Origin of the sequence: Isoptericola sp. b515, assembly GCF_030588125.1 — a bacterium.
Taxonomy (GTDB): Bacteria; Actinomycetota; Actinomycetes; order Actinomycetales; family Cellulomonadaceae; genus Isoptericola; species Isoptericola sediminis.
The window spans coordinates 345,050-371,362 of record NZ_JAUQYR010000001.1 but is presented as its reverse complement, the minus strand read 5'-3'; the positions used below and the strand labels follow the sequence as shown (position 1 = coordinate 371,362).

At 73.4% G+C, this 26,313-nt stretch carries 28 protein-coding genes; 15 read left to right on the top strand and 13 right to left on the bottom strand.

The features are described from left to right. Nucleotides 1-28: 28 nt before the first annotated feature. Nucleotides 29-763, bottom strand: coding sequence for an MIP/aquaporin family protein (locus Q6350_RS01705; RefSeq protein ID WP_304602579.1), 735 nt, complete (start codon nucleotides 761-763; stop codon nucleotides 29-31). A gap of 118 nt (nucleotides 764-881) precedes the next feature. Further along, entirely contained in the window at nucleotides 882-2,624 is a 1,743-nt protein-coding gene (locus Q6350_RS01700; protein ID WP_304602578.1) for a glycerol-3-phosphate dehydrogenase/oxidase, read from the bottom strand. Nucleotides 2,625-2,735: 111 nt separating this feature from the next. Here Q6350_RS01700 and Q6350_RS01695 point away from each other — a divergent pair, with 111 nt between their 5' ends. Next, on the top strand, nucleotides 2,736-3,689 hold the full coding sequence (locus Q6350_RS01695; protein ID WP_171246029.1) for a sugar-binding transcriptional regulator: 954 nt from the start codon (nucleotides 2,736-2,738) through the stop codon (nucleotides 3,687-3,689). A gap of 64 nt (nucleotides 3,690-3,753) precedes the next feature. Continuing rightward, nucleotides 3,754-4,266: an amino-acid N-acetyltransferase gene (locus Q6350_RS01690; RefSeq protein ID WP_171246076.1), complete on the top strand. Its 513-nt coding sequence runs from the start codon at nucleotides 3,754-3,756 to the stop codon at nucleotides 4,264-4,266. Between the two features lie 21 nt (nucleotides 4,267-4,287). Here Q6350_RS01690 and Q6350_RS01685 read toward each other — a convergent pair whose 3' ends face one another. Next, nucleotides 4,288-5,157 carry an A/G-specific adenine glycosylase gene (locus tag Q6350_RS01685; RefSeq protein ID WP_304606739.1) on the bottom strand — a complete coding sequence of 290 codons (870 nt, stop codon included), beginning with the start codon at nucleotides 5,155-5,157 and terminating at the stop codon, nucleotides 4,288-4,290. A gap of 582 nt (nucleotides 5,158-5,739) precedes the next feature. Between Q6350_RS01685 and Q6350_RS01680 the strand changes: the two genes are divergently transcribed. Further along, nucleotides 5,740-6,588: a hypothetical protein gene (locus tag Q6350_RS01680; protein WP_304602576.1), complete on the top strand. Its 849-nt coding sequence runs from the start codon at nucleotides 5,740-5,742 to the stop codon at nucleotides 6,586-6,588. Between the two features lie 5 nt (nucleotides 6,589-6,593). Here the strand turns inward: Q6350_RS01680 and disA are convergent, their stop codons facing one another. Both disA and radA read right to left on the bottom strand, forming a co-directional pair. Beyond that, nucleotides 6,594-7,679: a DNA integrity scanning diadenylate cyclase DisA gene (gene disA / locus Q6350_RS01675; RefSeq protein WP_171246027.1), complete on the bottom strand. Its 1,086-nt coding sequence runs from the start codon at nucleotides 7,677-7,679 to the stop codon at nucleotides 6,594-6,596. A 31-nt stretch (nucleotides 7,680-7,710) separates the two neighbouring features. After that, nucleotides 7,711-9,138 carry a DNA repair protein RadA gene (gene radA, locus Q6350_RS01670; RefSeq protein ID WP_171246026.1) on the bottom strand — a complete coding sequence of 476 codons (1,428 nt, stop codon included), beginning with the start codon at nucleotides 9,136-9,138 and terminating at the stop codon, nucleotides 7,711-7,713. A gap of 104 nt (nucleotides 9,139-9,242) precedes the next feature. Here radA and Q6350_RS01665 point away from each other — a divergent pair, with 104 nt between their 5' ends. The 3 genes from Q6350_RS01665 to Q6350_RS01655 are packed head-to-tail and all read left to right on the top strand — an operon-like array spanning nucleotide 9,243 to nucleotide 11,365. Further along, entirely contained in the window at nucleotides 9,243-9,905 is a 663-nt protein-coding gene (locus tag Q6350_RS01665) for a hypothetical protein (RefSeq protein ID WP_304606740.1), read from the top strand. An 11-nt stretch (nucleotides 9,906-9,916) separates the two neighbouring features. After that, a complete protein-coding gene (gene proC / locus Q6350_RS01660; RefSeq protein ID WP_304602573.1) occupies nucleotides 9,917-10,744 on the top strand; it encodes a pyrroline-5-carboxylate reductase in 828 nt (275 codons plus the stop codon). Nucleotides 10,745-10,750: 6 nt separating this feature from the next. Then, nucleotides 10,751-11,365: a TetR family transcriptional regulator gene (locus tag Q6350_RS01655; protein ID WP_304602572.1), complete on the top strand. Its 615-nt coding sequence runs from the start codon at nucleotides 10,751-10,753 to the stop codon at nucleotides 11,363-11,365. Here Q6350_RS01655 and Q6350_RS01650 read toward each other — a convergent pair. The 6 genes from Q6350_RS01650 to Q6350_RS01625 all read right to left on the bottom strand — a co-directional run bounded on the left by Q6350_RS01650 (nucleotide 11,328) and on the right by Q6350_RS01625 (nucleotide 16,748). Then, entirely contained in the window at nucleotides 11,328-12,206 is an 879-nt protein-coding gene (locus Q6350_RS01650) for an ABC transporter ATP-binding protein (RefSeq protein ID WP_304602571.1), read from the bottom strand. The genes Q6350_RS01655 and Q6350_RS01650 overlap by 38 nt on opposite strands. After that, nucleotides 12,203-13,018, bottom strand: a complete 816-nt coding sequence (locus Q6350_RS01645; RefSeq protein WP_304606743.1) for an ABC transporter ATP-binding protein — start codon at nucleotides 13,016-13,018, stop codon at nucleotides 12,203-12,205. Before Q6350_RS01645 ends, Q6350_RS01650 begins: the two co-directional genes overlap by 4 nt. Then, nucleotides 13,018-14,067, bottom strand: coding sequence for an ABC transporter permease (locus tag Q6350_RS01640; protein WP_305065740.1), 1,050 nt, complete (start codon nucleotides 14,065-14,067; stop codon nucleotides 13,018-13,020). The genes Q6350_RS01645 and Q6350_RS01640 overlap by 1 nt, the downstream gene beginning before the upstream one ends. Before the next feature lie 64 nt (nucleotides 14,068-14,131). Next, nucleotides 14,132-14,656, bottom strand: coding sequence for an ATP-binding protein (locus tag Q6350_RS01635; protein ID WP_304602569.1), 525 nt, complete (start codon nucleotides 14,654-14,656; stop codon nucleotides 14,132-14,134). Further along, nucleotides 14,653-15,321 carry a TrkA family potassium uptake protein gene (locus tag Q6350_RS01630; protein ID WP_304602568.1) on the bottom strand — a complete coding sequence of 223 codons (669 nt, stop codon included), beginning with the start codon at nucleotides 15,319-15,321 and terminating at the stop codon, nucleotides 14,653-14,655. Before Q6350_RS01630 ends, Q6350_RS01635 begins: the two co-directional genes overlap by 4 nt. 62 nt (nucleotides 15,322-15,383) lie before the next feature. Next, nucleotides 15,384-16,748, bottom strand: coding sequence for a TrkH family potassium uptake protein (locus Q6350_RS01625; protein WP_171246071.1), 1,365 nt, complete (start codon nucleotides 16,746-16,748; stop codon nucleotides 15,384-15,386). A gap of 101 nt (nucleotides 16,749-16,849) precedes the next feature. On the opposite strand from Q6350_RS01625, the gene Q6350_RS01620 reads away from it, so the two are divergent. After that, nucleotides 16,850-18,025: an acetoin utilization protein AcuC gene (locus tag Q6350_RS01620; protein ID WP_304602567.1), complete on the top strand. Its 1,176-nt coding sequence runs from the start codon at nucleotides 16,850-16,852 to the stop codon at nucleotides 18,023-18,025. A gap of 172 nt (nucleotides 18,026-18,197) precedes the next feature. Further along, nucleotides 18,198-18,296, top strand: a complete 99-nt coding sequence (locus Q6350_RS01615; RefSeq protein ID WP_012085056.1) for a 30S ribosomal protein bS22 — start codon at nucleotides 18,198-18,200, stop codon at nucleotides 18,294-18,296. Nucleotides 18,297-18,389: 93 nt separating this feature from the next. Here the strand turns inward: Q6350_RS01615 and Q6350_RS01610 are convergent, their stop codons facing one another. Next, nucleotides 18,390-19,205: an HAD family phosphatase gene (locus tag Q6350_RS01610; protein WP_304602566.1), complete on the bottom strand. Its 816-nt coding sequence runs from the start codon at nucleotides 19,203-19,205 to the stop codon at nucleotides 18,390-18,392. Between the two features lie 80 nt (nucleotides 19,206-19,285). Here Q6350_RS01610 and Q6350_RS01605 point away from each other — a divergent pair, with 80 nt between their 5' ends. Both Q6350_RS01605 and Q6350_RS01600 read left to right on the top strand, forming a co-directional pair. Then, entirely contained in the window at nucleotides 19,286-19,528 is a 243-nt protein-coding gene (locus tag Q6350_RS01605) for a glutaredoxin family protein (RefSeq protein ID WP_171246070.1), read from the top strand. After that, nucleotides 19,525-20,229, top strand: a complete 705-nt coding sequence (locus tag Q6350_RS01600; protein ID WP_171246018.1) for a redox-sensing transcriptional repressor Rex — start codon at nucleotides 19,525-19,527, stop codon at nucleotides 20,227-20,229. Before Q6350_RS01605 ends, Q6350_RS01600 begins: the two co-directional genes overlap by 4 nt. A gap of 206 nt (nucleotides 20,230-20,435) precedes the next feature. Here Q6350_RS01600 and Q6350_RS01595 read toward each other — a convergent pair whose 3' ends face one another. Continuing rightward, nucleotides 20,436-20,987, bottom strand: a complete 552-nt coding sequence (locus tag Q6350_RS01595; RefSeq protein WP_171246017.1) for a YceI family protein — start codon at nucleotides 20,985-20,987, stop codon at nucleotides 20,436-20,438. A gap of 207 nt (nucleotides 20,988-21,194) precedes the next feature. On the opposite strand from Q6350_RS01595, the gene Q6350_RS01590 reads away from it, so the two are divergent. The 5 genes from Q6350_RS01590 to ccsB are packed head-to-tail and all read left to right on the top strand — an operon-like array spanning nucleotide 21,195 to nucleotide 25,988. Beyond that, entirely contained in the window at nucleotides 21,195-21,839 is a 645-nt protein-coding gene (locus Q6350_RS01590; protein WP_304602564.1) for a histidine phosphatase family protein, read from the top strand. Further along, entirely contained in the window at nucleotides 21,839-22,420 is a 582-nt protein-coding gene (locus tag Q6350_RS01585) for a TlpA disulfide reductase family protein (RefSeq protein WP_304602563.1), read from the top strand. The genes Q6350_RS01590 and Q6350_RS01585 overlap by 1 nt, the downstream gene beginning before the upstream one ends. A 1-nt stretch (nucleotide 22,421) precedes the next feature. Continuing rightward, nucleotides 22,422-23,216, top strand: coding sequence for a cytochrome c biogenesis CcdA family protein (locus tag Q6350_RS01580; RefSeq protein WP_305065739.1), 795 nt, complete (start codon nucleotides 22,422-22,424; stop codon nucleotides 23,214-23,216). Next, nucleotides 23,216-25,006, top strand: a complete 1,791-nt coding sequence (locus Q6350_RS01575) for a cytochrome c biogenesis protein ResB (protein WP_304602562.1) — start codon at nucleotides 23,216-23,218, stop codon at nucleotides 25,004-25,006. The genes Q6350_RS01580 and Q6350_RS01575 overlap by 1 nt, the downstream gene beginning before the upstream one ends. Before the next feature lies 1 nt (nucleotide 25,007). Beyond that, nucleotides 25,008-25,988: a c-type cytochrome biogenesis protein CcsB gene (ccsB, locus tag Q6350_RS01570; protein WP_304606748.1), complete on the top strand. Its 981-nt coding sequence runs from the start codon at nucleotides 25,008-25,010 to the stop codon at nucleotides 25,986-25,988. Nucleotides 25,989-26,313 lie beyond the last annotated feature (325 nt).

Here is a 26,313-nt window from a genome sequence, read left to right as displayed (position 1 = left end):
GTACGGATGGGTGGTCGCCGGGCCGGGCTCAGCCGAAGGCGACCAGAGGAGCGAACAGGCCGGCGAGGACGCCGCCGACGATGGGGCCGAGGACCGGCACCCAGGAGTAGCCCCAGTCGCTGGAACCCTTGCCCTTGATCGGCAGCAGCGCGTGCGCGATGCGGGGGCCGAGGTCACGGGCCGGGTTGATGGCGTAGCCGGTGGGGCCACCGAGGCTCGCACCGATCCCGACCACCAGGAGGGCGACGGCGAGCGGGCCGATGTCACCCGGCCAGTTGCCGAAGTTCAGCACCACGAACACCAGCACGAAGGTGCCGATGACCTCGGTGACGAAGTTCCACCCGTAGGAGCGGATCTCGGGTCCGGTGGAGAACACCGCGAGCTTGATCGGCGCCGGCGCCTCCTCGTCGAAGTGCTTCTTGTAGGCGAGGAAGGCGATCGCGGAACCGAGCGCGGCACCGACGATCTGGGCGGAGATGTAGATCGCACCGTTCGCCAGGGTGACGGGGATGCCCGGACCGAACTCCTCGGCGCCGCTGGCCCAGATGCCGAACGTCACGGCCGGGTTGATGTGGGCGCCGCTGGCGAACGCGACGTACACACCGGAGAACACACCCAGGCCCCATCCGAAGTTGATGAGAAGCCATCCGCCGTTGAACCCCTTGTTCTTCGGCAGGATGACGTTCGCCACGACACCGGCACCGAGGAGCAGCAGCATCCCGGTTCCCAGCATCTCGCTGACGAAGAGTTCGCCTGTTGACATCGTCGTCTCGCTTTCTCTTCTCGGTCCGGGCCCGTGCCCGGAGCGTCGTGCCACGACCTCGTCGCCGCGGCGAACCGGCCGCGCCGCCGATGCTGCGACGGCGCGACCGGGGGTCCTGTCAGGTGCGCAGAGGCCGCAGCGTCGTCAGGTCGCCGGCGTTGCCCCGGGCCTCGGCGGCCGCCTCGTCGTCGGGGGCCTGGGCCGCCGCGTCCTCGGCGTCCGCCCGGGCCCGGTAGCTCTCGATCTCCCGCTTCCTGGTCTCGTCGTCCCAGCCGAGCAGGGGTGCGGCGATCCCGGCGATCTCCTCGAGGGCGGCACGCCCCTTGTCGGCCACCTCGTAGACGAGCCGGGTACGTCGCACCAGCAGGTCCTCCAGGTGCAGCGCGCCCTCGTGGCTGACCGCGTAGTGGATCTCGGCCCGCAGGTAGGCGGGGGCGTGCTCCAGCGGTTCGGCGAGCCCCGGGTCCTCCTCGCACAGGGTCACGAGCTCGCGCAGCGCCGAGCCGTAGCGGTGCAGGAGGTGGTCGACCATCGCCGGGCTCCAGCCGTACCGCTGCGCCCAGGTGCGGGCCTGGCGACGGGCGGCGGACAGGCCGACCGCGCCGATGAGCGGGATCTGGTGGGTCACCGACGGCAGCGCGTGCGCCCGCTGGCCGATCGCGAAGTCGACGGCGTCCTTGGCCATCACGCGATAGGTGGTCAGCTTCCCGCCGGCGATGACGGTCAGGCCCGGGGCGGGGGAGGCGACGGTGTGCTCGCGCGAGACCTTCGCCGAGCTCGTGCCCTCCTTGGTGCCCGGCTGCAGCAGCGGACGCAGGCCGGCGTAGGTGCCGATGACGTCCTCGCGCGTGAGCGGGTGGGCCAGCACCGCGTTGGCGTGGTCGAGCACGTAGTCGATGTCGGCCGCGGTGGCCACCGGGTGGACCGGGTCCAGCTCCCACGGGGTGTCCGTGGTGCCGATGATCCAGTACCGGGACCAGGGGATGATGAACAGCACCGACTTCTCGGTCTGCAGGATCAGGCCGACCTGCCCCTTGATGCGCTCCCGGGGGACGACGACGTGGATGCCCTTGGAGGCCAGCACGTGCAGGCCGCCCTCGTCCCCGGCCAGGGCCTCGGTGTCCTCGGTCCACACGCCGGTGGCGTTGATGACGTGCCGGGCGCGGACCGTGATCTCGCGACCGGTCTCCAGGTCGACGACGACGGCCCCGTTGACCGTGCCGGTGCTGCTCTTGGTGAGCTCGACGACCTGGGTGCGGGTGGCGGCGTGCGCGCCGTAGTCGACCGCGGTGCGGACCAGCGTGGCGACGAGGCGTGAGTCGTCGACGGAGGCGTCCCAGTACTGCACGGCGCCGATCGCGGCCTCGTGCGCGAGGTCCGGGAACTTCCGGCTGATCTGCCGACGGGTCAGGTGCCGGTGCAGCGGCATCGCGCGCTTCCCCGGGGCGACCGAGGCCAGGGTGTCGTACAGCGCGATGCCGGCCCCGACGTAGGCCCGTTCCCACACCCGGTGCTCGAGGGGGTACAGGAAGGGGACGGGCTTGACGAGGTGCGGGGCGAGCTCCTTGAGGAGCAGGTCGCGTTCGGTGAGCGCCTCGTGCACGAGGGAGAAGTCGAGCATCTGCAGGTAGCGCAGGCCGCCGTGGACCAGCTTGCTGGACCAGCTGGAGGTGCCTGCGGACCAGTCCTGGGACTCGACGATCGCGGTGGACAGCCCGCGCGTGACGGAGTCGAGAGCGATGCCGGCGCCGGTGACCCCGCCGCCGATGACGAGGACGTCGAGCTCGGAGGCGGAGTCCTGCGAGCTCTCGAGCGCAGCCAGGGCGCGGGTTCGTGACTCGGCAGTGAGTCGGGAGGCCATCGGGGGTGCTCCTCTCGGTCGGACTGGAACTCAGAGCACCATCGGTCGAACATTCTCGCAAGCCAGATGCACGAACGTGCATCTGCCGCCATGCTGCGGCACCCTGGTTCCGTGACGACTCCCCGGGAACGCGACGTGGTCATGGCCGCGACCATGTACTACCTGCAGGACATGAAGATGGAGACGATCGCGCGGCACCTGCGCACGTCGCGGTCGACCGTGTCGCGCCTGCTCAAGAGGGCGCGGGAGACCGGTGTCGTGGAGATCACGCTGCGGCCCACGCACACTCGTGCACCCGGTCTCGGCCAGCGGCTCGCGGCGCAGTACGACATCGACACCTACGTCGTGCCGGTGCCGGACGCCGCCGACGACGCGCAACGGCTCGGTCAGGTGGCCCGCACCACCGCCCGTCTGGTGACGCGCTGGTTCGACTCCGACATGGTGCTCGGCATCGCCTGGGGGACCACGCTGGCCGCCGTGGCGGGCCACCTCATGGACAAGCCCACCCGGGGCTCCGCCGTCGTGCAGCTCAACGGCGCGGCGAACAACCGGACCTCCGGCGTCGCCTACGCCGGGGACCTCCTGGACCGTATCGCGGCCACCTTCGAGGCCCACGCCCACCCGTTTCCCGTGCCGGCCTTCTTCGACTTCGCCGAGACCCGGGACGCCATGTGGCGGGAGCGGTCGGTGCGCCGCGTCCTCGACGTGCAGGCCAGGACGGATCTCGCGGTGTTCTCCGTGGGTGCGCTCACCGGCGGTGTCCCGTCGCACGTCTACTCGGCCGGGTACCTGGAACCCGAGGACGTGGCGGCGCTCGAGGGCGCGGGTGTGGTCGGCGACGTCTGCACGGTCTTCCTGCGTCCTGACGGGTCGTTCCGCGACATCGCCATCAACGCTCGGGCCACGGGGCCCACCCCGGACCAGCTCCGGCGGTTCCCGCGACGGCTGTGCGCCGCCGCGGGCGACAACAAGATCGCCCCGTTGCGCGCCGCGCTGGCCGCCGGGGTGGTCACGGACCTCGTCGTCGACGAGATCACGGCCGCGGGGCTCGTCGAGGCCGACTGATCCGTCCGCGGCCGCTGTGCGGGCCGCGTGCCGGCGTCGCGCGTAGGGTGCTGACGTGCCCGACCTGTCGAACGCACCGTTCCGCATCCGGCCCGCCCTGCCCGCGGACGTCCGCGGCGTGCGCGACCTCGTCGCCCCGTACGCGACGGACCGCATCCTGCTGGCCAAGGAGCTCGTCGGCTACTACGAGTCGGTGCAGGAGTTCCTCGTGGCCGACGCCGGGCCGGAGGCGGGCCTGGTCGGGTGCGGCGCGCTGCACGTGATGTGGGCCGACCTCGCCGAGATCCGCACGCTCGCCGTCGACCCGGCCTGGAGGGGGCGCGGGCTGGGGCACGCTCTCGTCGAGGAGCTGATCCTGCGGGCGCGGGAGATGGGACTCAAGCGCCTGTTCTGCCTCACCTTCGAGGTCGACTTCTTCGCCGCGCACGGTTTCCGCGAGATCGACGGGACCCCGGTGACCGGTGAGGTCTACGCCGAGCTGCTGCGGTCGCACGACGACGGGGTGGCCGAGTTCCTCGACCTCGCGCGGGTCAAGCCGAACACCCTCGGCAACTCGCGCATGCTGCTGGACCTCTGAGCAGCGACGGCGGCCGGAGAGTCACGCCGGGAGCATGAACCGGCCGGCCTCGTCGGTCTCGGCCAGCCCGTCCTCCACCAGCCCGGCCAGGCACCGGTCGAGCTGGGACTCCGGACCGGCGTGGGCCAGCAGAGCACGGTGCACGGGGCCTTCGGCGGTGCGCAGCGCGGCCATGACCCGGCCCCGCACCTGCCGGTCGGTGCCGTCCCAGGACTGGGTCCGCCGCCGGTGCGCGTGCTCGTCCGGCGGGAACCCGGCCAGGCGCCAGGCGCACAGGTCCTGGACCGGGCACCGGTCGCACCGCGGGGTCCGAGCGGTGCAGACCAGCGCCCCCAGCTCCATGGACGCGGCCGCCCACGTCGCGGCGTCCTCGTCGCCGTCGGGCACCAGGGAGACGGCCAGCCGCCGCTCCGCCGCCGTGTACGACGGCGCCGGCAGCGCGACGCCGGTGACGGCGCGGGCCTGGACCCGCCGCACGTTCGTGTCCACGACGACGGCGCGGCGGCCGAAGGCGAAGGCGCGGACGGCCCCCGCGGTGTACTCCCCGATGCCGGGCAGCGCACGCAGGGCCTCCTCCCCGGACGGGACTTCCCCGTCGTGCCGGGCCACGATCACCCGCGCGCAGTCCGCGAGCCGCAGCGCCCGGCGCGGATAGCCGAGCCGGCCCCAGGCGCGGAGCACCTCGGACGTCGGGGCGTCGGCCAGCGCCGCCGGGGTGGGCCACCGCTCCATCCACTCGCGCCACACGGGCTCGACCCGGACGACCGGGGTCTGCTGGAGCATGACCTCGCTGACCAGGACGCCCCACGGGGTCCGGTCCGCGGCGCGCCAGGGGAGATCGCGTGCGGCGTGGGCGAACCACGCCGTGACCCGTTCGACCAGTGCATCCACGGTCGCCCATTGTGCCTGGCCGGAGCGGCTTCCCGGGACGGCGGCGCGGCGCCTCCGTCGGTCGGTCCGCACCACGTAGCGTGGTCTGCGCAGAGGTGTTCGTCGAGATGCGGGGGAACGGTGGCGGCAGCGAAGGACCGTGGGCGAGGAGGTGCCGCGCGGGGGCGCCAGGCGTCCGGGGGACGCACGCCGTCCTCGCGCGCCACGTCGTCCCGGGGCTCCTCCCGTTCCGGCTCCGCGGCGAGGGGATCGTCGGCGGGCCGGTCGACCACGTCGGGCGGTGCGGCGAAGAAGGCGGCCCCGCAGAAGGCCGCGCCGAAGAAGGCGGCCCCGCAGAAGTCCACCACCAGGACGTCCGCCCCGAAGAAGTCCAGCGCGACGAGCTCTCGGGCCGAGAGCACCCGACGCACGACCTCTCGAGGCGCCGCCACGGGTGCCGCGGGGTCGACGCGTCGCAGGACGGGGGCCACCGCCGGCCGGGCGACCTCGTCGAGGAGCCGGTCGGCGGGTTCCGCGTCCCGGTCCACCGGGGGTCGGGGGTCCGCCCGCGGAGGTCGCCGGTCGGTGGCGACGAACGGCCTGGTGGCTCCTGGCAGCACGCCGCGGCCCCGGTCGCGCCGACCGGCCCCGGCGAGGAGCCGCACCGCCCACCGCGGTCCCGCGATCGTGCTCCTGGTGCTCGGCCTGCTCGTCGGCGCCGGCACGGCGACCGGGTACGGGATCGGTCGCGCCGTCGACTGGGCGCGGGACGCCTGGCCCGAGCCGCGGCTCGAGCTCGTCGCCGAGAAGCAGGCCCCGCCGGAGGCGATCGACCCCGCCGGGGTGGCGGAGACGTGCACCCCCTCGGCGGTCCGCGCCGAGCTCTCCGGCGACCGCGACACCCTGGTGCTCGGCGAAGCGGTGTCGATGACGGTGCGCGTGACCAACGAGGGGCGGATGCCGTGCCTGCTCGACGCGCACCGGTCGAGCATGCAGGTGGTCGTCTCCGGGGCCGACGGCGGCGAACGCGTCTGGTCGTCCGCGGACTGCATCGGCGCGGGCGAGGAGCTCGTCCTGCTCGGGACCGACGAGCGCTGGGAGCTCACCGCCCGCTGGTCCGGGAGCGGGTCGACGCCCGGCTGCGACGCCCAGGGTGACGTGCCTCCCGGCGAGTACACCGCGACGGTCCTGCTGGACGACGTCCCCGGTGCCGAGGGTGAGCCCTGGGACGTCACCGTCGAGGCGGCGCCCGCGCCGGAACCCTCGGCGGACGCCGAGGACGCCGAGGGTTCCGCGCAGGACGCGTCCACGGACGACGGCACCACCGCCGAGGAGGATGCCGACCCCTCCGAGGAGGGCCGGTCCGGCGACAAGGCCTCCGAGAGGTCGGGCGGCCGGTCGGACTCCGGGAACGGCAAGAAGCCCGGCGGTGACGCCGGGACCGAGGGCTGAACCCCCTACACGTACCGCTCGAGGATGCTGGACTCCGCCAGGCGGGACAGCCCCTCGCGCACGGCGCGTGCCCGGTGGTCGCCCACGCCCTCGACGCTCATGAGGTCGTCGACGCTCGCGGCGAGCAGCTTCTGCAGGCCCCCGAACTGCTGGACCAGTCGCTCGACGATCGTGCTCGGCAGGCGGGGGACCTTCGACAGCAGCCGGTAGCCGTGCGGCGCCACGGCCGCGTCGAGTGCCACCCCGGCACCCGGCAGTCGCAGGACGCGCCCGATCTCCGACAGGTCGAGCAGCTGGGACGAGTCGAGCCGGGCCAGGTCGGCGTGGACGGCCGCGAGGCTGCGGCCCGAGCGCTCGACGTCGACGTAGTCGCGCACGACGAGGTCGCGGTCCGAGCCGATCCCGCCGAGGAGCTCGTCGAGCTGGAGGGCGAGCAGCCGGCCGTCGGTGCCGAGCTCGACCACGTACCCGTCGATCTCGTCGGAGATGCGCCGCACCATCTCCAGGCGCTGGACCACCGCGCAGACGTCCCGCACGGTGACCAGGTCCTCGATCTCGAGGGCCGACAGGGTGCCGGAGACCTCGTCCAGTCGCGAGCGGTAGCGCTCCAGGGTCGCCAGCGCCTGGTTGGCGCGGCCCAGGATCGTGTCGGAGTCCTCCAGCACGTGCCGCACCGAGCCCGTGTAGATCGCGACGATCCGCATCGACTGGCTCACGGAGACGATCGGGAAGCCGGTCTGCTTCGCGACGCGCTCGGCCGTCCGGTGCCGGGTGCCCGACTCGCTCGTCTCGATCGAGGGGTCCGGCAGGAGCTGGACGGCGGCGCGGCGGATCCGGGTGGCGTCCCGGTCGAGGACGACGGCGCCGTCCATCTTGGACAGCTCGCGCAGCCGCGTGGCCGAGAACTCGACGTCGAGCTCGAAGCCGCCCGAGCAGATCTCCTCGACCGTCTTGTCGAGACCGAGGACGATCAGGGCACCGGTCCGCCCTCGCAGGATGCGCTCCAGGCCGTCGCGGAGCTCGGTGCCGGGGGCGACGGCGGCAAGGGTGTCCCGCAGCAGGGCGTCGGGTTGCGCGATGTTGGGGGCCACCTGGGCATTCTACGTCCTGGAGGCGTTTCGTTCAGCGGCTGCGGGACGCGTCGCCGGTCGGGGCCGAGGCCAGCTCCACGGCCTCCGCGAGATGGTGCGCCTCGGCCACCTGCAACCCGGCCGGCGCCCGGACCGCGGCCCCCGCCGGCACGACGGCGCGGGTGAACCCGAGACGGGCGGCCTCGCTCAGACGCCGCTCCAGACCCGTCACGGGCCGGATGTCCCCGGCGAGGCCGACCTCCCCGACGGCGATCGTGCCCGACGGCAGGGCCTCGCCGCTCCGGGCCGAGACGATCGCCAGCGCGGTGGCGAGGTCCGCGGCCGGCTCGGTGACCCGCGCACCACCGATCGTCGAGGCGTACACGTCCGCGTCGGCGAGCCGCAGGCCGGCGTGCCGGTGCAGCACCGCGAGGATCATCGCCAGCCGTTGCGACTCGACCCCGCTGGTGGCCCGGCGAGGGTTGGCCAGGGGTGACGGGGCCACGAGGGACTGGATCTCCAGGGCGAGCGGCCGGCGTCCCTCGAGCGTGACGGTCACGCAGGTGCCCGGCACCCCCGCTCCGAGGTGGGACAGGAACAGCCCGCTGGGGTCGCTCAGGCCCTCGATGCCGGACTCGGACAGGTCGAAGCACCCCACCTCGTCCGTGGGGCCGAACCGGTTCTTCACCGCGCGCACCATGCGGAGCCTCGAGTGCCGGTCGCCCTCGAACTGGCAGACGACGTCCACCAGGTGCTCGAGGGTCCGTGGTCCGGCGACCGCGCCGTCCTTGGTCACGTGGCCGACCAGCAGCACCGGGACCTGACGCTCCTTCGCCGCGGCGATGAGGGCGCCCGCGACCTCACGGACCTGGCTCACCCCGCCGGGGACGCCGTCGACCTCCGCGGAGGCGATCGTCTGGACCGAGTCCACCACCAGCAGCGCCGGGTCCGCCGCGTCGAGATGGCCGAGCACCGTGGCCAGGTCCGTCTCCGCCGCGAGCAGCAGGGTCGGTGCGAGGGCGCCGATCCGCTCGGCCCGCAGCCGGACCTGTCCCGCGGACTCCTCGCCGGTCACGTACAGCACCGTGCGCGCGTCCTGGCCGCCGGTGCCGCGGGCCGCGTTGGAGGCCACGGACAGCAGCAGCGTCGACTTGCCGACCCCCGGTTCGCCCGCCAGGAGCACGACGGCTCCGGGGACGAGGCCGCCGCCCAGCACGCGGTCCAGCTCGTCGACGCCCGTCGGGGTGGCGCGCGCGGAGTCGACGTCGATCTCGGCGATGGGACGGGCGGCCGAGCGCACCGGCTGCACCGCCGTGGTGCGCGGTCCCGCCGCCGGGCCGTCCTCGGCGACCGTGCCCCACGCCTGGCACTCGCCGCAGCGGCCCACCCACTTCACCGTCGTCCAGCCGCACTCGGTGCAGCGGAAACCGGGGCGGGAGCTCTTGGCGCGGCCTGCGCGCGAGGTGGTCGTGGTGCTCACGCTCGACACGGTAGGCGTCGGCACCGACACCAGGGCCGCCGGACGTCGTAGGCTGCACGGCGACGCCGTCGTCGGCGCACCGGCACCAGACCAGGAGGACGTCGATGGCCGACCGCAAGCCGGGGTACCTGACCCCGGGATTCCGGACCCCGGGGGAGAAGGTGCACCAGAAGAGCTCGCGGGCGGCACAGGTCCGTCGCCGCCGCATCGTCCTGGCGGTGGTGCTCGTCGTCGTGGCAGGGATCGCGGTCGTCACCGCGTTCTTCTGGCCCGGCTTCGCCCAGGAGGAGCCCGACCCGCTGCCCGAGGTCACGGTCACCGCGGCGCCGCCGACGCCGACCGCCGAGCCGAGTCCGCTGCCCGAGGACGCCACCGACTTCCAGTCGGCGATGCCGGACTCCGCCCTGCAGCTCGTCCGCCTCGACGTCACGGAGGGCGCGTGGATCGACGAGGCCGACGCCGTCGAGGCGTGGGACGTCGTCTACGCCGACGGGTCGGCGGACGGAGCGCGGGTCGACCTCGTCGCCGGTCAGTGGTCGGACGGTGACGCCGCGGCCGAGGTGTACGCGACGCTGCTGCAGGCCGCCGGCGACCCCGAGGCCGAGGGGGACGTCACCGTCGGCGGCGAGACCGTCGGCGACTACGCCGTCACCCCCGGTGCGACCGCCGGGGAGTCGGTGGTCACCTGGCGCAACGACACGGCCGTCTTCCAGGCCACCGGGCCGGAGCAGCTCGTCCAGGACTTCTACGAGACGTTCCCGATGTGAGGAGAGACCACGTGAGCACGCAGATCGCCGGGACCCGGGTGGCCTTCGTCGGGACCGGCACGATGGCCGAGGCCGTCCTGGCCGGTGCCCTGTCGTCCGGGCTCGACCCGGCCGACGTCGTCGCCACCGTGCGTCGCGAGGACCGGGGCGCCGAGCTGGCCGAGACCTACGGGGTCGCCACGACGACGGACAACGCCGCCGCTGTGTCCGACGCCCGCCTCGTCGTCGTCGGCGTCAAGCCGAAGGACGTCGCCGCCGTGCTCGACGAGATCGGTCCCGCGCTGCCCGCCGACGCCGTCGTCGTCAGCGTCGCCGTCGGCCTGCCGCTGTCGTTCTACGCCCGCCACCTGCCCGCGGACCAGCCCGTCGTGCGGACCATGCCGAACACCCCCGCCCAGGTCGGCGCCGGGGTGACCGCCGTCGTCCCCGGACCGACGACGGACGAGGACGACGTCGCCCTCGTCGAGGCGCTGCTGGCCGGCACCGGGGAGACCCTGCGCATCACCGAGAAGGAGATCGACGCGTTCGGGGCGCTCGCCGGCTCCGGCCCCGCCTACGTGTTCTACGTCGTCGACGCCATGGCCGAGGCCGGGGTGCTGATGGGCCTGACGCGGGCCGTCGCCCGCCGGCTGGCCGTGCAGACGGTGCTCGGCGCGGGGACGCTGCTCGCGCGGACGGGGGAGCACCCCGTGGTCCTGCGCGAGAAGGTCTCCTCACCCGGTGGCACCACGATCCAGGCCCTGCGGCGGCTCGACGACGCCGGTGTGCGGGCGTCCTTCGTCGCCGCGATGGAGGCGGCGCGCGACCGGTCGGCGGAGCTCGGCCGCGAGCTCGGCTGATCGCAGATGTCCGACCCGTCGCGTCGAGGACGCCGCCCAGCGGGCCAGAGCACGCGCGGGGCGGTGCTGGAGGCCGCCCGGGCGGAGTTCGACGAGCGGGGCTACGAGGCCGTGTCCCTGCGGGGCGTGGCCCGACGGGCCGGTGTCGACCCGGGCACCGTGCGGCACTGGTTCGCCGGCAAGACCGAGCTGCTCGCCGCCACGCTGGGCCTGACCGACATCGACCCGTCGGCTGTCACCCGGTCCGCCGCCGACGGCCCCGTCGAGGACATGGGGGAGCGGCTCGTGCGGGCGGTCGTGCGGACGTGGGACGCGGACGGCGGCGCGACGGTCCGTGTCGTCGTCCCGGCCATCATGGCCGACCCGGGTCTGCGGAACCTCCTGCAGCGCTTCCTGGGGGTGGAGGTCCTCGGCCCCCTCGTGCAGCGGCTGGGTGTCGCCGACGCGGAGCTGCGCGCGTCCCTGGCCGGTTCCCAGGTGGCCGGCCTGATGATGATCCGCTACGTGGTCGGGGTCGAACCGCTGGCCTCGGCCTCGGCGGACGATCTCGCCACGCTGGTGGGCCCGACCCTGCAGCGCTACCTCACCGGGGACCTGGGTGACGTGACGACTGCTCGATGAGCACCATCGTCTCCTCCAGCGTGGCGGCCTCTTCCGCGACGTCGGCCGGCACGCCGGCGGCGTCGAGGGCCGCGCGCACGCGCTCGGGCGCCGTCCCGGCGACGCGGCTGGTGCGGCCGGCGAGGGTCACCGGCAGACCCGCCTCGTCCAGGGCGGCGAAGGCCGCGGACCACTCCTCGGTGCGCACGACGGCGGTGCGCGAGGTCGCGGTGATGTCCCCGACCGCCCCACGGGCCACGCCGCGGCCCCGCGACATGATCACCAGGCGGTCGCACTGCTCGGCCTCCTGCATGTAGTGCGTCGTGACGAGCACACCGGCACCGGCCTCGGCCTGCGCGTGGATCGTGTCCCACAGCCGTGCCCGGGCGAGAGGGTCGACGCCGGACGTCGGTTCGTCGAGGACGAGCAGGCGGGGGGAGTGCAGCAGGGCGCAGTAGAAGGCGAGCTGGCGCTGGCGGCCCAGCCCGATGCGCCCCACGGGCTGGTCGGCGACGGCGGCCAGCGTGGTCGGCAGCGCCGGGGCGTGACGCACGGAGAAGGCCGCGGCGACGAAGTCGACGTTCTGCCGGACGCTGAGCGCCTGGGACAGGCCAAGCCCCTGGGGCACGTACCCGAGCGCTTGGCGGTCGGCGTCGGCGGGCGGGTCGCCGAACACCTCGACGTGGCCGGCGTCCGCCGCCTCGAGCCCGAGCAGCACGCGCAGCAGCGTCGTCTTGCCGGCCCCGTTGGAGCCGAGCAGGCCCACGATCTCCCCGGCGTGCACGTCGAGGGACATGTCCTCGACGGCGGCGAACGCGCCGAACCGCTTGGTGACGCCGTCGGCGTGGACCAGGGTGGTCATCGGGTCTCCTCCTGGCGGGCGAGCGTGAGGGCGATCAGGGTGTCCTCGAGGTCGGGCGGGACCGGGCGGCCCGGGGCCGTCGCGCCGTCGGGCGTCCAGGTGTGGAACGACCGACCGCGGCGCCACGTCCGGTCGTGGCCGCCGGGTGGGTCGTCGCCGACGGACACCGTCCCCGGCACGGTGCCGACCACGTCCGCCGGGCTGCCGGTGGCGAGCACCTGCCCGTCCTGCAGGGCGACGACCGTCGCGGCCCGCTCGGCCTCGTCGAGGTAGGTCGTCGTCATCAGCACGGCGGCGCCGCTCCGGGCCGCCTGGGTGATGAGCCGCCACAGCTCGACCCGGCTGACGGGGTCGACACCGGTCGAGGGCTCGTCGAGCAGCAGCAGGTCGGGGGTGTGCAGCATCGCCAGGCAGAACCCGAGCTTCTGCCGCATGCCCCCGGACAGGTCGCGTCCGAGCCGGTCCCGGACGTCGTCGAGGCCCGCGGTCGCCAGCAGGTCGGCGGCGCGGGTCCGGATCCCGGCGGCGGACATCCCGTACGCCGAGCCGACGAACTCGACGTTCTCGCGGACGGTCAGGGTCGGCCACACCCCGGACGTGGAGGGTTCGTGGCCGATGCGCGGGGCGGGCGGGACGTCCACGGTGCCGCGCACGGCGGCGACGCGTCCGAGCAGGGCCCGCAGCAGGGTCGTCTTGCCGGCCCCGTCCCCGCCGACGACGGCGGTCACCTCGCCGGACGGGACGGCGACGCTCACCTCGGACAGCGCGGTCGCGCCGCCGAGCTCCACGGTGAGGTCGCGTGCGCCGTACATCAGCGGACCCCGCGGGCCGGTGCGATGTCCCGGCGCAGCCGGACCACGGCGACGCCGAAGACGAGGACCGCCATCCCGGTCAGGACGACGACCGGCAGCCACATCGACTCCCATCCGGCCCCGCGCAGCATGACGCCCTGGGAGAGCTTGACGAACCACGTCAGCGGCAGCAGGTAGCCGATCCAGCGGACGCCGGCGGCCATGGCGTCCAGCGGGAAGATCATCCCGGACAGCAGGATCTGCGGCAGCATCGTCATCAGCGCGACCTGGACGGCCTGCCCGGTGGTCTGGGAGACGGTCGAGATGAGCACCCCGATCCCGAGGACGGCGAACAGGAAGATCGCCGCGCCGATGCCGAAGAGCAGCGCGGACCCCCGGAACGGGACGCCGAACAGCCACACACCGAGCAGGGTCACGAGCACCATGTCGAAGCACGCGAGGAGGAAGTACGGGGAGATCTTCCCCAGCACGACCGACGTGGGGGACAGCGGCATGACGGCGAGCTGCTCGAGCGTGCCGGCCTCGCGTTCACGGACCAGCCCGATGCTGGTGATGATCGTGCCGATGAAGGTCAGGATCAGGCCGATGATCGCCGGGACCATCACCCAGGAGGTCTCGAGGTCCGGGTTGTAGAGGATCTCCGAGTCGACGCGGTCGCCGAGCTGGGCCACGAGGACCGAGGCGCTCTGGGCGGCGAAGAGGTTGGAGCCGTCGACGAGGACGGTCGGGCGGCCGCCGTCGGCGTCCGAGGCGTCCCCGCTGAGGATCGCGACGTCGACCTCGTCGTCGCGGAGCATGTCGCGTGCCTGGCCGGACCCCGCCTCCGCGTCGACGTCGGTGAGGTCGAGGGTGGTCGGTGCGTCCTGCGGCGCCTGCGCGACGAGCTGCTGCACCTGGTCCGCCTGGTCGCCGACGACGGCGACCTTCAGCTCGTCGACGGTGAAGTTCGCGGCGTACCCGAAGATGACCAGCATCAGCAGGGGCAGGGCGACGAGCATCGCGACGGTGCGGTGGTCGCGCCGCAGCTCGCGGAACTCCTTGACGATCATGGCGCGCACGGCGGCTCCCTCGGTCCGTGATCATAATTCCTCGGATGAGGAATTATCCGGGAGCCTACTCCACGACGCCTCCGCGGTCACGTCCGTCGAGCACGACGAGGGGCCCCTCGTCCGGGGTGGGGACCTGGAAACCGTCGAGGTAGGCCTCCGCGCGCGCCCGGGGGACGGCGACGTCGTCGGGTCCGCGGTGCCGGCGTGCGGCCAGCCGCTCCAGCACGACGTCCCGCGGGGTGTCCAGCAGGTGCACCACCGGCTCGACGCCGTGCGGGCGCAGCAGGTCGCGGTACGCGTCCCGGGACGACCGGGACCAGAACGACGTGTCCACGACGACGCGGTCCCCGGCGGCGACGTGCCGCAGCAGCTCGCGCTGCAGGTGGGCGTGGACGGCGGCCGCGTCCTCGGCGTCCACCGGGTGATCGCGCAGCCCGCGCCGCCAGGCCTCGGCGTCGAACGACAGCACCGTGTAGCCGTCGTCCGCCAGGCGCCGGGCATGCGTCGACTTGCCTGCGCCGGCCGGACCGCAGACGAGGACCACCGACGGCGACGACGGTGCCGCGGTGCGCCCCCGGTCCGTGCTCACGGCCTCGCCGAGAAGCGCTCCAGCAGGTCCGCGTGTCCCGAGCAGACCAGCAGGTCGTTCGCGCTGACGCGGGTCTCGGGAGTGGCGTAGGTGAACTCGATGCCGGGCGACTTCACGCCGATCACGGTGATGCCGTACTTCTTGCGGATGTCCGACTGGGCGAGCGTGAACCCCTGCATCTCGCGCGGGGGGCGCATCTTGACGATCGTGAAGCCGTCCTCGACCTCGATGTAGTCCAGCATCTTGCCGCTGACGAGGTGGGCGACCCGCGAGCCGGCGTCGGACTCGGGGTACACGACGTGGTGGGCGCCGATCCGCGTCAGGATGCGCCCGTGCTCGGCCGAGATCGCCTTGGCCCAGATCTGGGGGGTGCCGAGGTCGACGAGGTTGCCCGTGATGAGCACCGAGGCCTCGAGCTCGGTCCCCACCCCCACCACCGCCACGCCGAACTCCTGGGCGCCGAGCTGCTCCAGGGCCTCCGGGTTGGACGCGTCCGCCTGGACCAGCGGCAGGCGGCCGGACCACTGGTTGACGAGGCGGTCGTCGGTCTCGACCGCGAGCACGTCCTGGCCGAGCCGGTCCAGCGTCTCCGCCAGGGACGACCCGAACCGGCCCAGGCCGATGACGAGCACGCCGGCGTCCCGGTCGTCCTTCTTCTCTGCCACGGTTCTCCTCCGGTCGGTCGGTGGTGTCGGCGACGCGCCGCTGCCGTCTGGCGCGCGGGTCGTCAGCCGATGATGGGGCGCTCCTCGGGGAAGCGTATGACGCGGCGCCGGTCCCGCAGGGCCAGGGCGCCGAGCACGGAGATGGTGCCGACGCGCCCCAGGTACATCAGGGCGCTCAACCAGTACTTCCCGCCGTCGGGCAGGTCGCCGGTGATCCCCGTCGAGAGCCCCACCGTCGCGAACGCGGAGATGACCTCGAACAGGATCTGCGACAGGGAGAAGTCGGTGATCCGGACCAGGGCGATGCAGGAGACCAGCACCATCGTGGCGCCGATGAAGACCACGGCGATCGACAGCCGCAGCGTGTCCCGGGGGATGCGCCGGCCGAACACGTCGACGTCCCGGTCACCGCGTGCCTCCGCGACGATCGCGAGCAGCATGACGGCCAACGTGGTGACCTTGATGCCGCCGGCGGTGGAGGCCGACCCGCCGCCGACGAACATCAGGGCGTCGGTGACGAGCCAGGACTCCGCCCGCATGGCGCCGACGTCGAACGTGTTGAACCCGCCGGACCGTGGCATGACGGAGGCCATGAGGGCCGAGAGGAACTTCGTGCTCAGGTCCTGGCCGCCGAGCGTCTCCGGGTTCGCCCACTCCATCGCGCCGATGATCACCAGACCCGCCACGAGCAGCGCGACGCTGGTCGTGATCGTCAGCTTGGTGTGCAGCGAGAGGTGCCGCAGGAACCGGCGCCCGTGCCGGCGCGCCTGCAGCAGGTTCAGCATCACGGGGAAGCCCAGGGCGCCGATGAACACGCCCAGGACGACGGGGATGATGACCAGCCAGTCCGAGGCGTACGGCAGCAGCCCGTCCACGGTGGGCACGAACCCGGCGTTGTTGAACGCCGAGATGCCGTAGAAGGTCGAGTGCCACAGCGCCAGCCCGAGACTCTCGTCGAGCGCGAGGAACCGGGGGAGGAGGATGAGGGCGATCGTCAGCTCGATCGAGGTGGAGACCACGATGATCAGCCGGATCAGGGAGCCGACCTCGCCCAGCCGCGTCGTCCCGGTCTTCGTCTCCGAGGCGGTGAGCAGCTTCTGGGTCAGTCCGATGCGCCGGGAGACGGCGATCCCCAGGAGGGACGCGATCGTCATGACGCCCAGCCCGCCGACCTTGATGCCGAGCAGGATGACCGCGCGGCCGTACTCCGACCAGTACTCGGCCGTGTCGACGACGACCAGGCCGGTGATGCACACGGCGGACGTCGCGGTGAACAGGGCGTCGACGAACCGGGCGCCCGTGTCCGTGGCCGTCGCCCAGGGCGGCAGCAGCAGGAGCGTGAACAGCGTGATGACGGCGGCGAACACCGTCATCGCCAGCCGGGCCGGGTACTCCCGGGCCGTGCGGTCCACCCACTCGCGCAGCATCGAGGCGCGGTCCTGCACCGATCGGGCCACCGGCCGCGCCCTCCCTCGTCGTCCGCACTGGTCGCCGCCCAGCCTGCCACGGCTTGGGCTACCGTGGCGGGATGTCGGTCGCCCAGCTGCTGTGGAGTCCCGAGCTGCTGCGCTACGACTTCGGGCTCGGGCATCCCATGGCGCCGGCGCGGCTCGCCCTGACGATGCGCCTGATCACCGAGCTCGGACTGCTCGGCGAACCCGGGCTGGAGGTGGTCGACCCGGTCTGCGCACCGGACGAGCTCCTCGAGACCGTGCACGACGCCGACTACGTCGCCGCGGTGCGCCGCGCGGCGACCACGGGGGAGCCCGACGTCGCCCGGGGGCTCGGGACGGAGGACGACCCCGTGTTCCCCGCCATGCACGAGGCCGCGGCCCGGCTCGTGGGGGCCTCGGTCGCCGCCGCGGACGCCGTCTGGTCGGGACGGGCGCAGCACGGGATCAACATCGCCGGCGGCATGCACCACGCCCGCCGGGACGCGGCGTCGGGCTTCTGCGTCTACAACGACGCCGCCGCCGCCGTGCAGCGGCTGCTGGACAGCGGGGCGGAGCGGGTCGCGTACGTCGACCTCGACGCCCACCACGGCGACGGCGTCGAGGCGATCTTCTGGGACGAGCCGCGGGTGCTGACCTTCTCCGTCCACCAGGACGGCCGGACGCTGTTTCCCGGCACGGGCGACCCGGCGGACACCGGTGCCGGGCTGAACCACTGCACCGCGGTCAACGTCGCGCTCCCGCCGCGGACGGACTCCGCCGGATGGCTGCGCGCCGTCGACGCGGTGCTGCCGACCGTGCTGCGGGAGTTCGCCCCCGACGCCATCGTGTCCCAGCACGGAGCCGATGCCCACGGCAACGACCCGCTCGCCGACCTCTCCGTCGGTGTGCACGCGCAGAAGACCGCGGCCCGCTGGCTGCACGAGCTGGCGCACGAGCTCTGCGAGGGTCGCTGGGTGGCCCTCGGCGGCGGAGGGTACGCCGTCGTCGACGTGGTGCCGCTGGTGTGGGCGGCGCTGGTGGCCGAGGCGGCGCACGTCCCGCTGGAGACGGGGATGCCGCTGCCGGCAGCGTGGCGGGAGGCGGCGGAGGAGATGTCCGGGCTGCCCGCGGCCAGGACGCTGGGCCGCGGACCGGTCACCTGGCAACCGTGGTCGGCCGGCTACGACCCGTCGGACCCGACGGACCGGGCCGTGCTCGCCACGCGCCGCCACGTCTTCCCCGAGTTCGGCCTCGACCCCTTCCTGGACTGACCGGGCCGGTCCCGCGGCCGGGGTGACCCGGCGCACGCCGCCGTGGCCCGAGGCACCGGCCGTGATCGGGTATTCTGATAGACGGACTTTTCTCGCGTTGGTCGGCTGCGCCCGGGCTCACGGGCGCCGGTGCCAACGCCGTCCGACCACCGATCAGCATTGTGAGGACCTCATGGGCTCCGTCATCAAGAAGCGCCGCAAGCGCATGGCGAAGAAGAAGCACCGCAAGCTGCTGCGCAGGACGCGCCACCAGCGTCGCAACAAGAAGTGAGGCACCGCCCGCCGTCCGGCGGGTCGTGCTGAGCGAGCCCGGTAACCCTAGGGGTGCCGGGCTCGCTGCGTCCGTGGGGAGGGGCGTCCCCGGTCAGCGGCCCCGGACGCGTCGGCGCATGGCACGCTGCGCGGCCCGGAGCACGAGGCCCGCGACCCAGGCCGCGCCTGCCCACGACGCGGTCCGCACGCCGCGGTGCGCCACCCGCTGACCGCGACCGCGGAACTCGCGGATCGGCCAGCCGACCTCCTTGGCGTGCCGACGCAGACGCACGTCGGGGTTGATCGGGCAGGGGTGGCCGACGGACCGCATCATCGGCAGGTCGTTCAGCGAGTCCCCGTAGGCGTACGAGTGGTCCAGGTCGAGCCCCTCGCGCTCCGCGAGCTCCCGCACGGCCGCAGCCTTGGCCTCGCCGTGCATGAGGTCGCCCACCAGCGCGCCGGTGTAGTACCCCCGCTCGTGCTCCGCGATGGTGCCGAGGCAGCCGGTCGCGCCGAGCCGGCGTGCGATGAGGCCGCCGATCTCGACCGGCGTCGCGGTGACCAGCCAGACCTGGTCCCCGGCCGCCAGGTGCTCGTCCAGGAGTCGCTTCGTGCCGGGGAAGATCCGCAGCTCCAGGACGGTGTCGTAGACCTCGTCGCCCACGGCGGTGATCTCGGCGACCGAGCGGCCGGCGATGAGGGACAGCGCCCGGCTGCGCACGGTCTCGATCTGGGTGCGCGACTCGCCGAAGAGCAGGTACTTGGCCTGGATCAGCCCGAACCGCAGCAGGTCGGCGGTCCCGAAGAACTCGCGCCGGTACAGCGCCCGGGCCAGGTGGAACGAGCTGGCGCCGCGGATGATCGTGTTGTCCACGTCGAAGAACGCTGCCGCCGGCGGGCTGACCGGGGGGTCGGCGTGAGACGGCATGCGGTCCACTGTAGCCGCGCGGATACGCTGTCCTCGTGAGCGGCACCCCGACGACCCCTGAGGAGACGGCACGGGTGGTGATGTACACCCGACCCGGCTGCCATCTGTGCGACGACGCCAGGCAGGTGGTCTCCTCGGTGTGCGACCAGGCGGGCGCCGCGTGGCGGGAGATCGACATCGAGGCCGATGCCGCGCTGACCGAGCGGTACGGCGACTACGTGCCCGTCGTCGAGGTGGACGGCGTGCAGCAGGGGTTCTGGCGGGTGGACGCGGTGAGGTTGGCGCGCCGTCTGGCGGTCCCCCCGGGAGGGAAGCGGACGTGATCGAGATCGGTGAGGTGACGGTGCCCGCGGCGACGGTGGCGCGGCTTCCGTTCTACCTGCGTGCCCTGCGCGACCTGTTGAGCGACGGCGTCACCACGACGTCGTCCTCCGGGCTGGCGGAGCGGTCCGGCGTGGGCTCGGCCCAGCTGCGCAAGGACCTGTCCTACCTGGGGTCCTTCGGGACCCGCGGGGTCGGGTACGACGTGGAGACGCTGGCGTCCTCGATCAGCGCCGCGCTCGGGCTCGGGTCGGAGCACCGGCTCGCCATCGTCGGCGTGGGCAACCTCGGCAACGCCTTGGCGAACTACTCGGGCTACGCGGCCCGCGGGTTCCGGCTGGTGGCCCTGATCGACGCCGACCCGGACGTGGTGGGTCGCAGCGCCGCCGGCCTCGAGGTCGAGCACTCCGACCGTCTCGAGGAGATCCTCGCCGCCCGGGGGGTGTCGATGGTGATCCTGGCGACGCCGGGTGCGGCGGCGCAGGCGGTGGCCGAGCGGATCGTGGCCTGCGGGGTGCGCGAGATCCTGTCGTTCTCGCCGGTGGCGCTGCAGCTGCCCGACGACGTCGTGGTGCGCAGCGTCGACGTCGCGGGTGAGCTGCAGATCCTCGCGTTCCACGCCGCGGCGCGGCACGCGCAGTCCGGGGACGCCGTGGGTGTCGACGGTGACCCCGCGGTGGCCGGGGTCCAGCCCTCCGCCTGAGCCCGCGCACCATCCTGCGGGCCGGGCCGTCTCGCCGCGGGTCAGGACGGCCCGTGACGAGTCAGGACGGCCCGTGACGAGTCAGGCCCCCGCTGCACGAGTCAGCGCACGGGATCCGCGCGGACGCGGTTCCCGTGCGCTGACCGGCGACGGCGAGGTGCGGCGGGCACGACGCCGACAGGCGCCGGTTCACCGGCGTGGTGGGATCAGTTCTGCTCGATCGCCGAGACGTCGAGAGCGATCTTGACCTTCTCGCCGACCAGGATGCCGCCGGTCTCGAGCGCGGCGTTCCAGGTCAGGTCGAAGTCCTTGCGGTTGATGACGATCTCGGACTCGAACCCGGCGCGCTTGTTGCCGAACGGGTCGGTCGCGGCACCCTCGAAGGCGACCGGCAGGTCCACCGACCGGGTCACGCCGTTGATGGTCAGGTCGCCGGTGACGATGTAGGCGTCGTCGTCGGCGGTGACCGAGGTCGAGGTGAAGGTCCAGGTGGGGCGCTCCTCGGCGTGCCAGAAGTCCGCGCTCTTGAGGTGCTGGTCGCGGTTCTCGTCACCGGTGCTCACGGCGCTCGCGTCGAGCGTCACCGCGACGGAGGAGGACTCGAGGTCCTCGCCCACGGTGATCGTCCCGGCGGAGATGCCGACGGTCCCGCGGACCTTGGAGATGCCGGCGTGGCGGACGGAGAACGACGCCGTGGAGTGGCCGGCGTCGACGGCGTAGGTGCCGGTGGTCAGGGCCGGGGGCAGGGGGGTGGCCATGGGGTGGCTCCTTGTCAGATCGGTTGCTGGACGTGATGCGATCGCGTCCGGATCATTCCATCGAAATGCATGAACAGGGCACCCCGGCGCAGTATTCCCGCGCCGTCCGGACGAGTTCGGAGACCCGTCCGCGGCCCGATCGTGACGCGGCTCACGACGCCCGTCGCGCCGACCGGTCCACCCCCGGGATCTGGGACACTAAGGCGCATGGCCACCACCACCGTCCACCTGATGCGGCACGGCGAGGTCCACAACCCGGAGGGCGTCCTGTACGGACGCATCCCGGGCTACCGGTTGTCCGACCGCGGTCAGCAGATGGCGCGACGCGTCGCGGACCACCTCACCGACACCGGCCGGGACGTCGCCGCCGTCGTCGCGAGCCCGCTGCAGCGCGCCCAGGAGACCGCCGCGCCCGTCGCCGCCGCGTTCGGCCTGGAGCTGGCCACCGACGACCGGCTGATCGAGGCCGGCAACCTGCTCGAGGGCTCGACGATCGGCACGAACCCCGCCCAGCTCGCCCACCCCCGGTACTGGAAGCTGCTGTGGAACCCGCTGCGGCCGTCCTGGGGCGAGGCCTACGCCGACCAGGTCGTGCGCATGCGGGCCGCCGTCGACGACGCCCGACGTGCCCACGCGGGGCGCGAGGTCGTCCTGGTGAGCCACCAGCTCCCCGTCTGGCTGACCCGGCTGGCCTTCGAGGGCAGGCGCCTGGCCCACGACCCGCGGCGTCGCCAGTGCGCGCTGGCCTCGCTGACGTCGCTGACGTTCACCGACGACCACTTCGCCGGACTGCACTACGCCGAACCCGCCGGGGACCTGCTCGTCGGCGCCGAGCCGCAGGCGGGCGCCTGATGGCGCGCCGCCACGCGGCGGGCGTCGTGCTCGCCCTCGGGACGGCCCTCGCGCTGGCCGGGTGCGGCGCCGCCGACTCCGGCGCGGGCGACGTCGTCGGCCAGGGGTTCGTCTCCGGCGACGGCACCGTGCAGCAGTGGGAGCCGGCCGACCGGACCGAGCCGGTGGTCGTCGAGGGCACCAGCTTCGAGGGGGACGAGGTCTCCACCGCCGACTGGCGCGGGGACGTCGTCGTGCTCAACACCTGGTACGCAGGCTGCGCGCCCTGCCGCGCCGAGGCTCCGGCCCTGGTCTCGATCGCGACGGACCGCGCCGACGAGGGGGTGCACCTGCTGGGCATCAACACCGAGGACGAGGCCGGTGCCGCGCTCGCCTTCCAGCGCACCTTCGAGGTGCCCTACCCGTCGATCGAGGACCGCAGCGGCCAGGTCGTGGCCGGGCTGTCGGGCGTCGTGCCGTTGCAGGCGGTCCCGTCCACCGTCGTGCTCGACGCCGAGGGTCGCGTGGCCGCCCGCGTCGTCGGCGAGGTGTCCGAGAGCACCCTCAACAGCCTGATCGACGACGCGATGGCGGGTGCCTGAGATGGGAGAGCTGTTCGCGACGACGGCGGTGAGCGGATCGATGCTGCTCGCCGTCCCCGTCGCGCTGCTGGCCGGTCTGGTCTCCTTCGCCTCGCCGTGCGTGCTGCCCCTGGTCCCCGGCTACGTGGGGTACGTGGGCGGCATGGCCGCCGCGAACGCCGGCCCGGTCGAGACGTCCCGGGGCGGGACGACGACGGCGGCCCCGCCGGCCGCGCCGGCCCGTGGCCGGGTCGTGGCCGGGGTCGGGCTCTTCGTCCTCGGCTTCACCGCCGTGTTCGTCGCCCTGATGGCGGCGGCCGGGGCCGCCGGTGCCTATCTGGTGCGCTACGAGGACGTCCTCACGCGCGTGCTCGGCGTCGTCGTCGTCCTCATGGGCGTCGCCTTCCTCGGCGGGATCGGCTTCCTGCAGCGGGAGCGCCGACTGCACGTGACACCGCGGGCCGGCCTGTGGAGCGCACCGCTGCTCGGCGTCGTGTTCGGCATCGGGTGGACCCCCTGCATGGGCCCGACCCTGGCCGCCGTCCAGTCCCTCGCGCTGGACGAGGCGTCGGCCACCCGGGGCGTCCTGCTCGGGATCGCCTACTGCGTCGGCCTCGGCGTGCCCTTCCTGCTGGTGGCCCTGGGCCTGCAGTCCTCCGAGCGGATGCTGAGCTTCCTGCGACGGCACCGGCTGACGATCATGCGGGTCGGTGGTGGGCTGCTCATCGTCATCGGCCTGGCGATGGTGACCGGTCTGTGGGGCGTGACCACCAGCCTGCTGCAGAGCTGGATCAGCGGATACACGACGGTGGTGTGATGAGCGAGCGGACCTACCGTCCCGAGGGCATCGCGGACGACTTCACCACCGGTGAGCCGACGTCCGCGGCGGACGCCCGACCGGAGCCGTCCGGGGCGCCGTCGTCCCCGCGGGGCCCGCAGGCCCCCCAGCTCGGCTGGCGGGGGATGCTGCGCTGGACGTGGCGGCAGCTGACCAGCATGCGCGTGGCGCTCATGCTCCTCATGCTGCTCGCCGTCGCGGCGCTGCCCGGCTCGATCCTGCCGCAGCGCGACCAGGACCCCGCGGCGGTCGTCGAGTACCTGGGTGACCACCCGACCGCCGGCGAGTGGCTGGACCGGTTCGGGTTCTTCGACGTCTACACGTCCGTCTGGTTCTCGGCCATCTACCTGCTGCTGCTGGTGTCGCTGGTCGGCTGCATCGTGCCGCGCACGATCGCGCACGCCCGGGCGCTGCGGGCCCGCCCGCCGCGGACCCCCGCCCGGTTCGAGCGCTTCCCGGTGCACGTGACGGGGACGACGTCCGCGACGCCGGACGAGGTGGCCGACGCGGCGTCGACCCACCTGCGCGGCCGGTGGCGACGCCTGCCGACCTTCCGGGTCGAGACCGGGGCCGAGGACGCCCGGGCCGCCCGCGGCGCGCTGCCCGGGCGGCCTGCTGCGCGGACCGTCGCCGCCGAGCGAGGGTATCTGCGCGAGAGCGGCAACCTGCTGTTCCACCTGGCCCTGGTGGGCCTCGTGATCGCCGTCGCCGTGGGCCAGCTCATGCACTACCGCGGGCAGGCGATCATCACCGAGGGGCGCGGTTTCGCGAACGCGGTGGTCGACTACGACACGTTCGAGTCCGGCGCGTGGTTCGCCCCGGAGTCGCTCGTGCCGTTCTCGATGACGCTGGACTCCTTCGAGTCCGAGTTCGCCACGGACACCGTCGCGTTCGCCCAGTCCCGCGACTTCACCGCCGACGTCACGGTCACCGAGCCGGACGGCTCCTCGCGGGCCGAGACCATCCGGGTCAACCACCCTCTCGAGGTCGACGGTTCCAAGATCTACCTGCAGGGCAACGGGTACGCCCCCGAGATCACGGTGACCGACGCGGAGGGTGCCACCGCGTTCAGCGGGCGGGTGCCGTTCCTGCCGGAGGACCAGGTGTACACCTCACGAGGCGTCGTCAAGGTGCCGGACGTGTCGCCGGGGCTCGACCAGATCGGGCTGATCGGGTACTTCCTGCCGACGGCCGTCATCAACGAGGACGGCACCGCCGAGTCGGTGTTCCCGCTGCCGGAGGACCCGCTGCTCGTCCTGGAGGTGTACCGCGGCGATCTCGGGCTCGACGCCGGCGTCCCGCAGAACGTCTACCGCCTGGACACCGCGAACCTCACGCCGTCCCTCGACGACGACGGCGGACGGGTCACCCTGCTGCTCGAGCCGGGCGACTCGGTCGAGCTGCCCGACGGGCTGGGCACGGTCGCGCTCGGCGAGGACGTCCCCCGGTTCGTCGCCCTGGACCTGCGGCACGACCCCTCGTTGGCGTGGGTGCTGACGTTCGCGCTCCTGGCGCTGCTGGGGCTGACGGGATCGCTCTTCCTGCCGCGACGCCGCGTGTGGGTGCGATCATGGACGTCCGGCGGCGTCACGCGAGTCGAGGTCGCCGGGCTGGCCCGTGGGGACGACGCCGGGCTGGAGACCGAGGTCGACAAGGCCTTCGGAGCGCTGCCGGACGTCGAGCGCGACGGACCGGACGGCGCCGGACGGACCGGTGGGTCCGGTGCCGGGACGACGGACGGTCGAGCGACCGGGAGCGAGGAGGACTGAGATGGAGATCGCCGAGCTGAGCGATCTGCTCGTGTGGGCGGCGGCGACGACGTTCGCCGTGGCGATGATCGCCTTCGCGATCGACCTGGGACGTCGGACCGACGAACGCCTCGAGGCGCGGACCGAGGCGCGGGCGACGGTCGGTGCCGGTGCGCCAGGCGCGGTCGCGGCGCCGGACGGCGCAGGACCGGCTGCGGACGTCGGCCACGGCGGTCCGGCCCGACGGCGTGCCGCCGGGATCGGCCTGTCCACGTCCTGGCTCGGCACCGCGATGCTCGGCGTGGCGATCCTGCTGCGGGGCCTCGCCGCCGGGCGCACGCCGTGGGCCAACATGTACGAGTTCACGCTCGTGGGGTCCTTCGTGGCGATGGTGGTGTTCCTCGTGTGGAACCTGCGCCGCGACGTGCGGTTCCTCGGCGCCTTCGTCACCGGGCTGGTCACGCTGTTCGTCGTCGTGGGACTCAACTCGTTCCACGTCGCGGCGACCGGCGTGCAGCCGGCGCTGCAGAACTACTGGCTGGTCATCCACGTGGGCGTCGCGATCACGGCGACCGGGATCTTCACGGTCGCGTTCGTGCTGTCCGTCCTGCAGCTGCTGCGCGACGCGCGGGAGACCGGGTCCCCGTTCCTCACGCGCCCGGGATTCCGCTGGCTCGACCGCATGCCGGCCCCGGCCGCGCTGGAGTCGATGTCCTTCCGCCTGAACGCCGTCGGCTTCGTGATGTGGACGTTCACGATCATCGGCGGAGCCATCTGGGCCGAGGACGCCTGGGGCCGGTACTGGGGCTGGGACCCCAAGGAGGTCTGGAGCTTCATCATCTGGGTCGTCTACGCGGCCTACCTGCACGCCCGCACGACACGGGGCTGGTCCGGCCGGCGAGCCGCCTGGTTCGTCGTCGTCGGCTACGCCTGCGTGCTGTTCAACTTCACGGGCGTGAACCTGATCTTCAACGGCAAGCACTCGTACTCGGGCATCAGCTGACCCTGACCCGCGCGGGCCACCTCGACCCGCGCGGGTCAGGACGATCCTGCGCGGGTCAGGGCTCCTCGCCCCGAGTCAGGGCACTCCTGTGCGAGTCAGGACTCGACGCCGCGGGTCAGGACGATCCTGCGCGGGTCAGGGCTCGACGCCGCGGGTCAGGACGATCCTGCCCTGAGTCAGGACGATCCTGCGCGGGTCAGGGCTCTTCGCCCCCGAGTCAGGGCGTCGTGCCGGCGGTGCCGGGATGCTCGCTCGGGGACGAACCTGTGCCGACCCAGGCACCCGGGCGTTCTCCTGACTCGCGGAGCGCTGCCCTGACTCGCGG

Excerpts from the sequence above, each read along its gene's own strand:
- Q6350_RS01620 (WP_304602567.1), top strand. The coding sequence starts at position 16,850 with ATGTCGGTCGCCCAGCTGCTGTGGAGTCCCGAGCTGCTGCGCTACGAC.
- ccsB (WP_304606748.1), top strand. The coding sequence starts at position 25,008 with ATGGAGATCGCCGAGCTGAGCGATCTGCTCGTGTGGGCGGCGGCGACG.
- Q6350_RS01590 (WP_304602564.1), top strand. The coding sequence starts at position 21,195 with ATGGCCACCACCACCGTCCACCTGATGCGGCACGGCGAGGTCCACAAC.
- Q6350_RS01645 (WP_304606743.1), bottom strand. The coding sequence starts at position 13,018 with ATGTACGGCGCACGCGACCTCACCGTGGAGCTCGGCGGCGCGACCGCG.
- Q6350_RS01700 (WP_304602578.1), bottom strand. The coding sequence starts at position 2,624 with ATGGCCTCCCGACTCACTGCCGAGTCACGAACCCGCGCCCTGGCTGCG.
- Q6350_RS01595 (WP_171246017.1), bottom strand. The coding sequence starts at position 20,987 with ATGGCCACCCCCCTGCCCCCGGCCCTGACCACCGGCACCTACGCCGTC.
- Q6350_RS01625 (WP_171246071.1), bottom strand. The coding sequence starts at position 16,748 with ATGCTGCGCGAGTGGGTGGACCGCACGGCCCGGGAGTACCCGGCCCGG.
- Q6350_RS01585 (WP_304602563.1), top strand. The coding sequence starts at position 21,839 with ATGGCGCGCCGCCACGCGGCGGGCGTCGTGCTCGCCCTCGGGACGGCC.
- Q6350_RS01605 (WP_171246070.1), top strand. The coding sequence starts at position 19,286 with ATGTACACCCGACCCGGCTGCCATCTGTGCGACGACGCCAGGCAGGTG.
- Q6350_RS01580 (WP_305065739.1), top strand. The coding sequence starts at position 22,422 with ATGGGAGAGCTGTTCGCGACGACGGCGGTGAGCGGATCGATGCTGCTC.
- Q6350_RS01610 (WP_304602566.1), bottom strand. The coding sequence starts at position 19,205 with ATGCCGTCTCACGCCGACCCCCCGGTCAGCCCGCCGGCGGCAGCGTTC.
- Q6350_RS01665 (WP_304606740.1), top strand. The coding sequence starts at position 9,243 with ATGGCCGACCGCAAGCCGGGGTACCTGACCCCGGGATTCCGGACCCCG.
- Q6350_RS01705 (WP_304602579.1), bottom strand. The coding sequence starts at position 763 with ATGTCAACAGGCGAACTCTTCGTCAGCGAGATGCTGGGAACCGGGATG.
- Q6350_RS01655 (WP_304602572.1), top strand. The coding sequence starts at position 10,751 with ATGTCCGACCCGTCGCGTCGAGGACGCCGCCCAGCGGGCCAGAGCACG.
- Q6350_RS01575 (WP_304602562.1), top strand. The coding sequence starts at position 23,216 with ATGAGCGAGCGGACCTACCGTCCCGAGGGCATCGCGGACGACTTCACC.
- Q6350_RS01650 (WP_304602571.1), bottom strand. The coding sequence starts at position 12,206 with ATGACCACCCTGGTCCACGCCGACGGCGTCACCAAGCGGTTCGGCGCG.
- Q6350_RS01615 (WP_012085056.1), top strand. The coding sequence starts at position 18,198 with ATGGGCTCCGTCATCAAGAAGCGCCGCAAGCGCATGGCGAAGAAGAAG.
- Q6350_RS01640 (WP_305065740.1), bottom strand. The coding sequence starts at position 14,067 with ATGATCGTCAAGGAGTTCCGCGAGCTGCGGCGCGACCACCGCACCGTC.